The sequence below is a fragment of the Roseovarius sp. W115 genome (assembly GCF_032842945.2).
GTDB lineage: Bacteria > Pseudomonadota > Alphaproteobacteria > Rhodobacterales > Rhodobacteraceae > Roseovarius > Roseovarius rhodophyticola.
In genome coordinates, this window is sequence record NZ_CP146606.1 from 3,490,601 (window position 1) to 3,504,421 (window position 13,821).

A 13,821-nucleotide genomic window follows, 5' to 3' on the forward strand; every position below is an offset into this window, starting at 1 on the left:
AACCAGTGTGATGGTCTGACACAGCCGAACCGCAAATGCGTGCGCATGGCTCAAGGCTTGTTTCCTGTGCAGCGGCTGGGTAGACAGACCACGCCGGTTTGCACGCAAGCTTGGCCTCTGCCTCTTACTGAAAGGTTAACGTTTTCATGGCGCAAAAGGTTGTGACCCGTTTCGCCCCCTCGCCTACGGGCTATCTCCATATTGGGGGGGCACGTACAGCGCTCTTTAACTGGCTTTATGCACGGGGCCGCGGCGGGACGTTTCTCTTGCGGATTGAGGACACTGATCGAGCGCGCTCAACGCCCGAGGCCACACAGGCCATTCTGGATGGTATGGCTTGGGTTGGACTGGATCATGACGGCGATGTCATCAGCCAGTTTGACCGCGCCGACCGCCATGCCGAAGTGGCGCATCAGCTCCTGTCCGAGGGCAAGGCGTACAAATGCTTCTCCACACAGGAAGACATCCAGGCCTTTCGTGAGGCGGCGCGCGCCGAAGGCCGTTCCACCCTGTTTCGCAGCCCCTGGCGTGAAGCGGACCCGGCCACCCATCCCGACCTGCCCTACGTGATCCGCATCAAGGCACCTCAGGATGGCAATACTGTTATTCGGGATCAGGTGCAGGGCGATGTCACGATCCGCAATGACCAATTAGATGACATGGTCCTGCTGCGCAGTGATGGTACGCCGGTCTACATGCTGGCCGTGGCGGTGGATGATCACGATATGGGGGTGACACATGTGATCCGGGGCGATGATCACCTCAACAATGCCGCACGCCAGATGATGGTGTTTGAAGCCATGGGCTGGGACATCCCCGTCTGGGCGCATATTCCGCTGATTCATGGTCCTGATGGCAAGAAGCTTTCAAAACGCCACGGCGCGCTTGGCGTCGATGAATACCAGAAAATCGGCTATCCGGCGGCTGGTATGCGTAACTATCTGGCGCGACTTGGGTGGAGCCACGGAGATGATGAATTCTTCACCGACGCCCAAGCCCAAGAGTGGTTCGACCTCAGTGGAATCGGCAAATCCCCGGCCCGGTTTGACTTCAAAAAACTGGAGAATCTCTGCGGCCAGCATATCGCCGCTGCAGACGATGCTGCACTGCTGCATGAATTGGAGGGTTTTTTGGCGTCTACTGGCGCGAACAGCCTGCCCACAGCAAAACGTGATCTGCTGTCAACGGGTATGTACTGCCTGAAAGAGCGGGCCAAGACCTTTCCTGAACTGATTGATAAGGCTGAGTTTATTCTCACAAATCGACCAATCACTCCGGATGAGAAATCCGCCGGACAGCTTGATAATGTATCCCGTGGTATACTGCATGAATTGACGCCGCGACTGCAAGATGTTACGTGGTCCAGAGACGCTTTGGAGGCCGCTGCAATGGCCTTCGCGGAGACCAAGGACATCAAGTTCGGTAAGCTCGCCGGCCCCTTGCGGGCAGCCCTTGCAGGACGAAGCGCAACACCCAGTGTGTTTGACATGATGCTGGTACTTGGGCGAGAGGAATCTCTGGCCCGAATAAACGATGCGGCCCAAGGTCAGGTTTAACCAAGCCTAAAGGGTCGCAGGACTATGCACTGCGGGATGTCTTAGGATATCCGCGAGATGATGGAGAACCCGATGGCCGAAAGCACAAAATCCGCAAAACTGACAATTGATGGCACCGATTATGATCTGCCGATCTATTCGCCGACGGCCGGACCAGATGTCCTCGACATTCGCAAGCTCTACGGTCAGGCGGGTGTGTTTACCTACGACCCCGGTTTCACCTCGACCGCATCCTGCGACAGCACAATTACGTACATTGATGGCGGCAAAGGCGAATTGCTGCACCGTGGCTATCCAATTGATCAGTTGGCCGAGAAGTCGCATTATCTCGAAGTGTGCTATCTTCTGCTCTACGGCGAACTGCCCGACGCGGCCACGCTGGAGGATTTTGAGAACCGCGTGACCATGCACACCATGCTGCATGAGCAGATGCATTTCCTCTTCCGCGGCTATCGCCGGGACGCGCATCCGATGGCCATCATGGTGGGCGTCGTCGGCGCACTGAGCGCCTTCTACCACGACAGCACCGACATTTCCGATCCCTGGCAACGTGAAGTCGCCTCGATCCGCATGATCGCCAAGATGCCGACCATCGCGGCGATGGCCTACAAATACACACTGGGCCAGCCGTTTGTCTATCCACGCAATGAGCTGGACTATGCCTCGAACTTCCTGCGCATGTGCTTTGCCGTGCCTGCCGAGGATTATGAGGTGAACCCGATCCTGAGCCGCGCGATGGATCGGATCTTTACCCTGCACGCCGATCACGAGCAGAACGCGTCGACATCCACAGTGCGTCTGGCCTCCTCCTCCGGCGCCAATCCGTTTGCCTGTATCGCCGCGGGCATTGCCTGCCTTTGGGGTCCGGCGCATGGCGGGGCGAACCAGGCCTGCCTTGAAATGCTGCGCGAGATCGGCTCGGTTGACCGCATTCCGGAATATATCGCCCGCGCCAAGGACAAGGACGATGATTTCCGCCTGATGGGTTTTGGCCACCGGGTCTACAAGAATTTCGACCCCCGCGCCAAGGTGCTCAAGCAATCCGCAGATGAGGTACTCGATCTCTTGGGGGTGGAAAACAACCCCACCCTTCAGGTTGCCAAAGAGCTTGAAAAACAGGCTCTGGCGGACCCGTATTTCGCCGAGAAGAAGCTGTTCCCGAATGTGGACTTCTATTCCGGCATCATTCTGGATGCGATGGGCTTCCCCACCTCAATGTTCACCCCGATCTTTGCACTCAGCCGCACAGTGGGCTGGATTTCACAATGGAAAGAAATGATCGCCGACCCACAACTCAAAATCGGCCGCCCGCGCCAGCTCTATCAGGGCGAGACGCTGCGGGATTATGTGGATATGGAAAAGCGGTAGTCCTGTCGGGGCAGCCCAAAGTGTAATTTCAAGTTAAAAACCACCCTCACATGCGCTTGTGGGGGTGGTTTTGGTTTAATGACTGCAATACGGGACAATCTTGCCATTCGTTTCTTGCAGTTGAATGGCTGTTTTGTATGGTTCGCGACCGCAGCGAAAAGCATCAAGGGCGTAAAGTACAAATGTGCTGCAGGCGCGAAAATATAGGGTGGCGCTAGGAAAGCAGACATTCGAAACGCGGAAGCCGTCGTGGCTTGGTTGCGTCGACGAACACCACATCTAGGTCAAAACCGGCCTCTCATTCACGCTTCAAGTCGCAAAATACACTGTCCAGGCTCAAAACTGGACAGAGACATGGAAACTGCCTTACGACAACACCCTTTCAATTGCCTGTCTGGTTTTGCCCACGATTTCGTCAGCCTCTTTCTGGCTCAGGCAAAATGGCGGGGCAAAACCGATGATATCGCCTTGCGGCATGGCGCGTGCGATGACACCGCTCTCTGCCATGGCGGCGGCCACCTGAGGGCCGATCTTTTCTGACGCATCAAAGAACACACGCCCTTCGCGCTCTCGCACCAGTTCGACCGCGCAGAGCATACCTTCGCCGCGCACTTCGCCGACATGGGGATGATCCGCCAGGGAATCTGCCATTTGTGCGGTCAAATATTGCCCAACCGCACCGGCATTGGAGATCAGGTCAAGCGCATCAAGCAGTTTCAGATTGGCAACCCCGGCGGCGGCTCCAATGGGATGCGCGGAATAGGTCCATCCATGCCCAATCGGGCCGTTTTCATCCGTGCCCTGCTCCAGCACACGCCACATCCGGTCACTGACAATACTGCCTGACAGGGGCGCATAGGCGCTGGTCAGTCCTTTGGCGATGGTGATGAGGTCAGGTTTGATTCCGTAGTGGCCCGAACCGAACATGCTGCCCAACCGTCCAAAGCCTGTCACCACCTCATCCGCGATCAGTAGGATATCATGCTTGTCGAGAACCGCCTGAATAGCGGGCCAATACCCTGCGGGCGGCGGGACGATCCCGCCTGTGCCCAGAACCGGTTCACCGATAAAGGCCGCGATGGTGTCCGCGCCCTCTTCCTCAATCAGAGCCTCCAGCGACGCGACGCAATGCTGCACAAACTCTGCTTCACTCTGGTTCAGGTCGGCGCGACGGAAGTAATACGGGGCTTCTGTGTGAACGACCTGGCCCAAAGGTAGATCAAATTTCTTGTGAAAGAGTTCCAACCCAGTCAGCGACCCCGTCATCAGACCCGAGCCATGGTATCCACGCCAGCGGCTAATGATTTTCTTCTTGTCAGGGCGTCCGAGAATATTGTTGTAATACCAGATCAGCTTGATGTTGGTTTCATTGGCGTCACTGCCTGACAGTCCGAAATAGACCTTGCTCATGTGGTCGGGCGCACGATCCAGGATCATTTTGGACAGGGTAATGCTGGCCTCGGTGCCATGCCCGACATAGGCGTGATAATAGGCCAGTTCCCTGGCTTGTTCGGCTATGGCTTCGGCAATTTCAGCACGACCATATCCGACATTCACGCAGTAGAGCCCGGCAAAGGCGTCCAGATGCCGGTTACCGTCGCGGTCCACGATATGGCAGCCTGATCCGCCAGTAATCACGCGTTGCGCCAGATTGCCCCGGGCAAATTCGGCCAGATGGGTCGACGGATGAAAAAAGGTTTCGCGATCCCATTGTTCCAGCAGATCATTCTTAAGCATATTTGACACTCCATTCGCGCTTATGCGCGGCTTTCGGGGACGCATTCGAGGTTTGGCTCTTCGAGGCAATCTTGCGCATCTTTGTTAACTTGTGAACGACGTGCCTTTGCCCGCCGCTTCGGCGCGCTTACGGGCCAGTGTTGCAACAGCCGTATCCTGCACCCCGGTTCCGGTCAGATCACAGACTGTCAGGCTCGTCGCAGCATCGTATCCGGGCAATGCACCTATAACCACCTCGCCAAGCTCTGGGAATTGCGCGGTCTCTGACACAAGCCCAGCGGCCATGGCGGCGCGCAGCTCGCCCAGAACTCTGGTCTGGGACAAACGATCCGGTACATAGTGATCCGCCGCCGCGACAAGCGCTGGATCAATCTCGCATTTGCCGTCCTGATCAGACCCCATGGCGATCACAAGCTGCCCCGGTTTGACATGGCCCTTCTGAACAAGCGGAGTTTTTGCTGGTGTTGTCGTGACGATTATATCTGCCGTTTGGGTCGCTTCGCCAACCGTTTCAGAGGCAGACGCCTCAACGCTCAATGTGTTGGAGATACTTTCGGCAGCCTTTCGTGCCTTTGCGAGATCGCGCGCCCATACCGTGACATGTGTCAACGGACGAACAAGGTGAATGGCCTCAGCTTGCAGCTTTGCTTGCGCGCCTGCACCGATCACACACAGGCGAGAGGCCTCTGCGCGTGCCAGATGACGCGCGGCCACAGCACCCGCTGCCGCCGTGCGCGCTTCGGTCAAGTATCCGTTGTCCAGCAACACCGCCTCGACCTGTCCGGTTTTGGCCGAAAAGACCACCATGATGCCATTGGTCGTCGGCAAGCCCATGGCGGGATTGTCATAAAACCCCGGCGACATCTTGACTGTAAAACTCTCAGCCCCGCTGATATGGGCCGTCTTGATATCAATCTCACCGTTGTTTTCGTGAATGCCCATCGACACGATGGGCGGCATTTCCACACCGCCACCGGCCAGAGCGGCAAACCCCTGTTCGATGCTATCAACAAGCGACAGATCAAGCGGCACTAGTGCGCGCAATTCGGTTTCGGTCAAAATTTTGATATCAGGCATTTTTGTCCCCCGCCGTCACATCCACATCTTCGCCAGAAACAATTCGGTGGTGCAACGCCATGTCAATGTTACCACCGCTCAGGAGCAGCACGGTTTCGCCATTCGGTCTCACTTTGCCTGCGAGCAGGGCTGCAATCCCAACCGAACCTGACCCCTCGATGATCTGGTGCTCTTGCCAATAGGCGTGCCGAATGGCAGCGGCAATCTCGGCCTCGCTGACCAGAACAATATCGTCCACCAGATCGCGGGTCATTTGAAACGTGTATGCGTTGTTTAACCCGATGCCTCCGCCCAGACTATCCGCCAACGTTGAAAGCTCGGGCACAGCGATTGGCTTACCCGCTTTCTGGCACGCATACATGGCTGCCCCGCGCTCCATCGACACACCGATGACGCGGATGTCGGGTTTGCGCGCCTTCAATGCGGCGGCCACACCGGAAATCAAACCACCGCCGGAAAGCTGCACCAGCACTGTGCTCAGGTCGGGCACATCTTCGATGAGTTCCAGGCCAAGCGTGCCCTGCCCTGCAATAATGTCGGGGTGATCAAAGGGGGGATCATCGTCATGCCCTCTTCCTCGACCAACCGATCCACTTCAACCTGAGCATCATCCTGGCTTTGACCGACAATGCGCACCTCTGCGCCTTGCGCGCGAATGCCGTCGATCTTGTTTTGCGGCACCAGTTTGGACATCGCCACGATGCATCGCACCCCATTTTGCCGCGCCGCATAAGCCAGCCCACGACCATGGTTGCCCGTGGACACACCAACAACACCCTTTGCGCGCTGATCGTCTGTCAGGTTCAGAATGGCGTTTGTCGCACCACGGATTTTGAATGATCCCGTCCGCTGATGATGCTCCAGTTTCAGGTACACCGGAACGCCCGCCGCCGTGCTCAGCCTGTCTGAAAGCTCGGTCCTTGTGCGGTGGACTGTGCTGGCAATTCGGCCCCGCGCGGCCTCGATCTTGGCAATATCAATCATTCCGCCGCCTTTGGCTTGGACACTTTTGGCCCGGTCAGCATCCGTGCCAGGTAGCGCTGAAATTCCCAAATGGTCTGCTCCTTTGGAGAGAGGCGCCCCGGCTGCGCCGACAGGGCCGCGGCATTACGTGCGATGGCCGACGTGATGGGCTTGTCCTCATCGTTGATCGCATGAAAACTGGCTTTCAGCTCTTCCACACGCGCGTCAAATTCCTCCCCTACGGGCATGGCGTCAGGATGGACATCAACACCCCAGAACACACGCACCTTGTCCGTTTCAACCGGCATTAGAGACATCCAGAAGGTCCGCTCTGCCGACACAGACGCCATCTGAGCCGGGAACGCACCAAAGAGCGGCACGCTGTTCACCTCATCCTCGGACAGCTTCGGGTTCGGGTTTGCCATGGCTTCGCTATATTCAAACGCGACACCGGGATTGCGCCCTTGCGTGTAAAGGCAGTAGCCCGGACCGCCGGTCACGACATGCGCATGTTGTGTGGGCAGAACCGGCTCTACGGTTTTGCTGTGCACGGCAAACAGATGGTAAGGCTCCATGAAATTCTGGAAGAGGATTTTCCAGTTGGTGTCCCAGATCTCATCCACCCGAAACAGAGTGCGGTAGCTGGCGACATCATAGTTGGCCAAAAGCTCTGACAGGGGCGCCAGTCGCGGCGCCAAAGGCTTGGCCGACGGATCGAGATTGACGTACACCCAGCCCAGCCATTCTTCGACGGCGAATTGCGGCAGGCGACAATTTCGTTTGTCAAAATTTTCCCGCATATGGGCCGCCCCGATCAACTGCCCATCCAATGTGTAGGTCCAGGCGTGATAGGGGCAGGTGATTTTGCCACCGATGCTGCCCTCGCCCTCCAGCAGGCTCATCATCCGGTGGCGGCAAATATTGGACATCGCGCGCAACACACCGTCATGGTCGCGCAGGATGAAGACCTCGTCGCGGCTGATGGTCATGACGCGGTAGTCGCCAGGCTTTTCAAACTCATCCGAACGGCCCACGCAAATCCATTCGCAATTGAAAATCACATCCCGTTCCAATTCGAGAAATGCCTGAGATGTATAAACCTGAGGCGGCGTGGCCTCGGACTGATCTTCGGGCAAAGCGGCATTCGCGGATACCGCGTCAAGCAATTCGGAAAGTGGCATATTGGGCTGCATGACAGGACCTCAATCGCTGGGTTTGGCGTTAACTCGATAATCGCGTGGTGAGTTTATGCAGGAAATCCAACCCCTGCGTCAGCTCTTCGAGTTCAATATATTCATCGGCCTTATGAGCGCGGCTGATATCGCCTGGGCCAAAGACCACGGTAGAATAGTCAGCGTCGCTAAAATAGCCCGCGTCAGTTCCGAAAGAGACCACGCCGGTGTCGTTCAGCCCCGTGATCATGCTTACAAATTCCGCCGCCTTCGCGGCATTGCGGTCATCCAGCGGCGGCACGGCAATTTCTGTTATAATCCGGATCTCGGCACCGTCGCAGACGGCCCGCATAGCAGGTAGGATGTCCTGCTCGGCAAAGGCTTGGATTTCAGCGATGGCCACTGATCCGTCCTCGCCCGGCATCGGGCGGTATTCCCAATCGAAGTTGCACCACCCAGCAGTTGCGTTTCGCGCCGCGCCGCCCTCTACCGTGCCGACGTTAAAGGTAGGATACGGCGGGCTGAAGGGCGAGCCTTCCAAGGGGTTTGCCGCGCGCTGCGCATTCATCTCTTCAATCTTCGAGATCAGCTTCATCGCAGCGGTGATTGCGTTGACACCCTGCCTTGGGTCACAGGAATGCGCCTCTTGGCCCTTGATTTCAGTGCGCATCTCATAGCCGCCCTTGTGGCCGGTCACGATCTTCATCTGCGTCGGCTCTCCGACGATGACGATCTCTGGGCGATAGGCAAACCCCGACAAGCTTTCGAGCAGGACGGGCATCCCAAGCCCGCCCGTTTCCTCGTCAAATGTAAACGCGATATGAATAGGCTTGGTCAGGGGTGCGGCTTTGAACACAGGCACCGACGCCAGAACACAGGCCAGAAACCCCTTCATATCAACCGATCCACGCCCATAAAGCCTGTTGCCTTTGCGGGTCAGCGTGAACGGGTCGCTCGACCAGTCCTGACCCTCCACCGGGACAACATCGGTGTGCCCGTTCAACACTACACCGCCGTCGATCTCTGGCCCGATTGTCGCAAAGATGTTGGCACGTTCTTTGGCCTCGTCGAAGCTGAGGGTCGAGGAAATGTCGTGATGTGCCAGAAAGTCTTGAATGTAACCAATGATCCCATGGGTTGGACGTCCGGATACAGTTTCAAAACCGACCAGAGCGTCAAGGATATCTAAGGCCGCATCCAGTGTTTGGGGCATGGCTTTATCCTCGGACGGCGTCATGGTTCTGCCAGCAATCGACCAAGAAGGGTCAACATCCGTTGAAGGTCGATGCTGCGGTAGTGCCCAACACTGCGAATGTCATTGTCCAACATGGCCGCGCGAATTTCTTCTAACTCGTTGAGCTGCCCCGCATGCGCCTTGTCCCAACCAAACTGAGGAAGAAACGTGTACCAAATGCGCGCCACCCGGTAATACATCAATTCAGTGATCTCACAGAGCGGCGCATTACCCGTCAGATCAGACAGTAACTGTTGCAGGTCATTGGCAATGAGCGCCAGCTCATCAAATGCCCCTGTCTTGTCCGCCAAGTCGCGGGTGCGTTTCACCAGATCATCGATCGTCTTGATATGATCCGGTGTGATCTCAATCGGCGACAGCTCTCCCATCATTTCAGCCAGACGTTTGCGCAGGTCATAAATCTGTTTGAAGGTCTTCAGATCAATGTCGGTCACTATCGTACCAACGCCGTTCTTGATCGCCACCAACCCCATGAATTCAAGCCGGTGAAAAACCCGGCGGATCGGGGTGCGGCTGATGCCGAACTCTTTGGCCAGTGCCACCTCGCTCAACACGGTCCCGGGGGATAAGTCAAAAGGCAAATCCGATCCCGCAATTCGCAATAGATCCGGTCAAACCGTTCAGCGCCGGTTTCGTCCTCGGACACGGCGATAGCTGTCTCAGCTAACTTAACCATCGGCTTCCTCCGGTGAAGTTTCTGCGTTTCACGCGATTTCCATACGCGCCGCGTCCTCTCCCATTGACACGACTCAGCTTTAGGGGTGAGCATAGCTAAAATCAAGCTGTATACAGGTTACGCCATGACAGAGGTCGTCCAAACAGCCGACATAACAAGGTTTCAAAGCACTTCGGTCTGCGATGACATTGCGCTCGATGAGGGCCCTGGAAAATATCGGATCGGGCTCATTGTGCTCAGCAATGACTACACGGTCGAACGTGACTTCATGAATATGCGGCCCAACGATGATGTCGCGATTTTCACCACACGGATTGCCAACACACCTGACTGCAACGTGAACACCTTGCGGAAAATGGCGTCCAGAATTGCAGATGCGGCCGAGCTTTTGGTGCCTGAGGGGCGGCTGGATACGGTCGCTTATGCCTGCACATCAGGCTCGGTGGTGATCGGCTATGAGGCCATTTCCGATCACATCAAGGCCGTTCGCCCCGAGGCAGCCTGCATCACGCCGATCACTGCATCTCTGGCTGCGCTCGACACCTTTGGCGCGCAAAAGTTGGCGGTTCTGACGCCCTATGTGGATGAGGTCAACGCGGTCATCGCCGACTATCTGCAAACGGCTGGCAAGCAGATCTGCGCCTTCTCGTCGTTTCGGATCGAAGACAACGAAGAAATGGCCGCCCTGACCGGTGAGGCGATTTTCAAGGCTGCGGTGAAATCCGACAGGCCAGAGACAGACGCCCTGTTCATTTCCTGCACTGCAATCCGTGCAGTCGAGGTTGTGGACCGCATAGAACAGGCCTTGGGCAAACCGGTTGTCACCGCCAATCAGGCCATGTTCTGGCAGGCCCTTCGGGCAGCGGGCTGTGAGGACAAAGTCGAAGGCTATGGCACTTTGCTACGGCAGTTTTAGTCTGCATGTCGGGAGGTATGCGATGAACCACGAACAAATTTTGTCCAATCCCCCACGGGTTCTCAGTCAGGAAGAGCGGTCCTTTTATTTCGAACAAGGGTATGTCGTTAAAGAACGCGCCATCGGTCAAAACTGGCTCGACCGGCTCAACACCGCCATGGCCACACTGGTTGAGACGACGCGCAGCATGACATGCTCTACCCAGACATATGATCTGGACGCGGGCCACACAGCCGAAAACCCACGGCTGCGCCGCATTGCCTATCTTGATGACCTCGATCCTGTGTTCTGGGATTTCTGCAGAGACTCCCCCTCACCGATCTGGCCGCTGATCTGCTTGGCCCGAATGTTCGGTTTCGCGAGTGCATGATCAACTTCAAATGGGCTGGAGGCGGTCAGGAGGTGAAGTGGCATCAGGATTTTCCCTTCTACCCGCTGACCAACACCAACGTGGCGCAGTTTCTGGTGTGCCTGAACGACATTGGTCCCGATCAAGGCCCTTTGCAGGTTGTCCCCAAAAGCCACGAAGGCCCATTCTACAGCCACTATGACGACGACGACAATTGGCTTGGTTACATCCCGGATGAAAGATTGGCGGAGGCCGGACTGGACACGGCGGTAGATTTGACCGGCCCGGCTGGCACCGTCACGGTCCACCATTGTGCGGCACTGCACGCCTCACGCGCCAACCTCAGTAAGCTGGGGCGGCCGGTGGTGATTGTCACCTACTGCGCCTGCGATGCCATCGGCTACACCGCTGTGACGTATCCCACGTCAAATTGCCTGAAGGTCGTGCGCGGTGAAGAGGCAAAGTACGCGCGCCTTGAGCCTATGGAAATGCGCATGCCGCCGGACTGGTCCGATGGCTACACCTCCATCTTTGAGCATCAGGAAAAGGCCTAGACTATGGCACCACCGTTTTCCCGCGAAGAATATGCGGACCGTCTGACCCGCGTCAGAAACGCCATGCAGTCCAAGGAACTGGACGCTCTGGTGATTGGCGATCCGGCCAATATCAACTGGTTGACCGGCTATGATGCCTGGTCGTTCTACACCCCGCAGATCATGGTGGTTGGCCTGGAGCTAGAACCAACTTGGATGGGCAGGGAAATGGATGCAGGCGCTGCCGCGTTCACAACCTATTTGCCACCAGAACAGTTGGTCCCCTTTCCCGAAACGCATGTGCAGCAGACGACGTTCCACGCGGCGCAGTACATGGGCGACTGGATGAAATCGAAGGGGTTGAACGGTAAACGGATCGGTTATGAGAGTGACGTCTACTTTTTGACACCCGCCGCGGTGGGTCATTTAATGGAGCGCACACCCGACAGCGACTGGAGCGATTGCGGCTTGCTGGTAAACTGGCAGCGCTTGACCAAAAGCCCCGCTGAGATCGCAATGCTGCAACAGGCCGCAATCATTGCAGGCAAGGCCATGCAAACGGCCTATGACGGCGTGCGACCGGGGGTACGGCAATGCGATCTGATGGCCGATGTCGTCGCCGCTCAAATCCGTGGCACGCCAGACTTCGGCGGAGATCAGACCGCATTGCACCCGCTGGTTCTGGCAGGCGAGGCCGCTTCGACTGCCCATCCCATGTGGACCGACGCGCCATTTGAGAAGGACCAGACCATCGCATTCGAGCTGGGCGGATGCCGCAAACGCTATAACGCGGGCCTTGCGCGCACCGTGCATCTGGGTGAGCCGCCAAAGATATTGATGGACACCGCCAAAGCCGTGGGCGAAGGCATGGACGAAGTTCTGTCCGCCATGAAGGCCGGGGCGCTGTGCTGCGATGTGCATGCCGCCTGGCAGGCGGTTCTGGATCAGTACGGGCTCGAAAAGAAAAGCCGTATCGGCTATTCGATCGGGCTTGGTTATTCTCCCGACTGGGGGGAACACACGATCAGTTTCCGCCCTGATGACAGCACTGTTCTGCCAGAAAACGCCGTCGTACATATCATCCTGGGGATGTGGATGGACGGCTGGGGCATGGAGTTGAGCGAAACAATCCATGTACGTGCCAACGATGCTTCATGTCTCACGCAATTCCCGCGCGATGTTCACGTGATCGACGTGTGAAAGGACAGTAGACATGGGGAAAAAACTCACCCAGGCCCAGATCGACGCCTTCCACCGGGATGGGTTCGTCTCGCCCATAGATGTGTTTTCCGAAGCAGAGGCCCTGCGCCTGCGCAAGGAACTTGAAGCCGCCGAAGAAAAATGGCCCGAAGCCTTTCAGGGGGCTGCGCGCAACAATGCTCATCTGAACCTGATGTGTCTTGATGAGATCGTGCACAACCCGATCCTTGTGGATGCGATTGAGGATCTGATCGGCCCTGACATCCTCAATTATGGAACGGTTCTTTTCATCAAAGAGCCCAAGGACCCCGGTTTTGTCAGCTGGCATCAGGACGCTCGTTACATGGGGCTGGAACCTCATGTCGGCATCACCGCCTGGGTGGCCTTGACAGAGGCCAATGACGAAAACGGGTGCATGCAGATGATCCCTGGCAGCCATGGCGAGATCAAAGATCACACCGACACATTCGGTGAAGAAAACATTCTGACCCGCGGGCAGGAAGTGGAAGATGTGGATGCCAGCAAGGCGGTGTCCACGCCCCTGCGCCCCGGCCAAATGTCAATCCACAGCGCCCGGGTGATCCACAGCTCGCAACCAAACCGCAGCAATGACCGGCGCATCGGGTTTGTCATTCAACCCTATATGCCGCCACATGTGCAGCAGATGATCACGCCAACCGGTGCACAAATGGTGAGAGGCCGTGATCCTTTTGGGAATTTTGAACACTTGCCTCGTCCTTCATCCGATATGGATCCCGGTGACATAGAGAAACGAGATTGGGTGAATGAAACATGGGCAGACATTCTCTATCATGGCGCCAAGATGCGGCGAGACTATTAGCAAGGTCAATGAAACGCCTGGCTTGGCACCGCAAAAGGTAACAGTGTCCACAAAGCCCCAGTTCAGTCACGCCTCAACTTCGCGAATGCCGCGAACGTCCAGTATGCGGGTGCGATTGCAGCATCAAGGTGATGTTGCCAAAGACGGCTTAGGGCCATCCAGACATGTGCCAATGTCA

Annotated in this window: 13 protein-coding genes and 1 pseudogene; 7 read left to right on the forward strand and 7 right to left on the reverse strand. The window is 56.8% G+C overall.

Annotation, left to right across the window (positions count from 1 at the left end; all coding sequences use genetic code 11):
• Positions 1-146 precede the first annotated feature (146 nt).
• Positions 147-1,556 (forward strand): glutamate--tRNA ligase, encoded by a 1,410-nt coding sequence (gene gltX, locus RZS32_RS17755; RefSeq protein ID WP_339106742.1) that lies wholly within the window; start codon positions 147-149, stop codon positions 1,554-1,556.
• A gap of 72 nt (positions 1,557-1,628) precedes the next feature.
• Positions 1,629-2,924, forward strand: a complete 1,296-nt coding sequence (gene gltA / locus RZS32_RS17760) for a citrate synthase (protein ID WP_317054881.1) — start codon at positions 1,629-1,631, stop codon at positions 2,922-2,924.
• Positions 2,925-3,290: 366 nt separating this feature from the next.
• Here the strand turns inward: gltA and RZS32_RS17765 are convergent, their stop codons facing one another.
• The 7 genes and pseudogenes from RZS32_RS17765 to RZS32_RS17800 form a co-directional block, all read right to left on the reverse strand.
• Positions 3,291-4,661: an aspartate aminotransferase family protein gene (locus RZS32_RS17765; RefSeq protein ID WP_317054882.1), complete on the reverse strand. Its 1,371-nt coding sequence runs from the start codon at positions 4,659-4,661 to the stop codon at positions 3,291-3,293.
• 84 nt (positions 4,662-4,745) lie between these two features.
• The gene (locus RZS32_RS17770) at positions 4,746-5,738 is read right to left on the reverse strand and encodes a cyclodeaminase (protein ID WP_317054883.1); all 993 of its coding nucleotides are present in this window, start codon (positions 5,736-5,738) and stop codon (positions 4,746-4,748) included.
• Positions 5,731-6,722: pseudogene (gene eutB / locus RZS32_RS19050) on the reverse strand (hydroxyectoine utilization dehydratase EutB). The gene RZS32_RS17770 and the pseudogene eutB overlap by 8 nt, the downstream one beginning before the upstream one ends.
• On the reverse strand, positions 6,719-7,882 hold the full coding sequence (locus RZS32_RS17785; RefSeq protein WP_317054885.1) for an aromatic ring-hydroxylating oxygenase subunit alpha: 1,164 nt from the start codon (positions 7,880-7,882) through the stop codon (positions 6,719-6,721). Before RZS32_RS17785 ends, eutB begins: the two are co-directional and overlap by 4 nt.
• A 40-nt stretch (positions 7,883-7,922) precedes the next feature.
• Positions 7,923-9,086 (reverse strand): acetylornithine deacetylase, encoded by a 1,164-nt coding sequence (argE, locus tag RZS32_RS17790; RefSeq protein ID WP_317054886.1) that lies wholly within the window; start codon positions 9,084-9,086, stop codon positions 7,923-7,925.
• A 20-nt stretch (positions 9,087-9,106) separates the two neighbouring features.
• Positions 9,107-9,670 (reverse strand): GntR family transcriptional regulator, encoded by a 564-nt coding sequence (locus tag RZS32_RS17795; protein WP_339106910.1) that lies wholly within the window; start codon positions 9,668-9,670, stop codon positions 9,107-9,109.
• Between the two features lie 5 nt (positions 9,671-9,675).
• Positions 9,676-9,804 carry a hypothetical protein gene (locus RZS32_RS17800; RefSeq protein WP_339106743.1) on the reverse strand — a complete coding sequence of 43 codons (129 nt, stop codon included), beginning with the start codon at positions 9,802-9,804 and terminating at the stop codon, positions 9,676-9,678.
• Positions 9,805-9,928: 124 nt separating this feature from the next.
• On the opposite strand from RZS32_RS17800, the gene RZS32_RS17805 reads away from it, so the two are divergent.
• Genes RZS32_RS17805 through RZS32_RS17825 form a run of 5 tightly spaced genes read left to right on the forward strand, consistent with a single transcriptional unit; the run spans position 9,929 to position 13,643 of the window.
• Positions 9,929-10,720, forward strand: a complete 792-nt coding sequence (locus RZS32_RS17805; RefSeq protein ID WP_317054888.1) for a maleate cis-trans isomerase family protein — start codon at positions 9,929-9,931, stop codon at positions 10,718-10,720.
• A gap of 22 nt (positions 10,721-10,742) precedes the next feature.
• A complete protein-coding gene (locus RZS32_RS17810; RefSeq protein ID WP_317054889.1) occupies positions 10,743-11,090 on the forward strand; it encodes a hypothetical protein in 348 nt (115 codons plus the stop codon).
• On the forward strand, positions 11,087-11,623 hold the full coding sequence (locus RZS32_RS17815; protein ID WP_317054890.1) for a phytanoyl-CoA dioxygenase family protein: 537 nt from the start codon (positions 11,087-11,089) through the stop codon (positions 11,621-11,623). The genes RZS32_RS17810 and RZS32_RS17815 overlap by 4 nt, the downstream gene beginning before the upstream one ends.
• A gap of 3 nt (positions 11,624-11,626) precedes the next feature.
• A complete protein-coding gene (locus RZS32_RS17820) occupies positions 11,627-12,802 on the forward strand; it encodes a M24 family metallopeptidase (RefSeq protein ID WP_317054891.1) in 1,176 nt (391 codons plus the stop codon).
• 13 nt (positions 12,803-12,815) lie between these two features.
• The gene (locus tag RZS32_RS17825; protein WP_317054892.1) at positions 12,816-13,643 is read left to right on the forward strand and encodes a phytanoyl-CoA dioxygenase family protein; all 828 of its coding nucleotides are present in this window, start codon (positions 12,816-12,818) and stop codon (positions 13,641-13,643) included.
• Positions 13,644-13,821 lie beyond the last annotated feature (178 nt).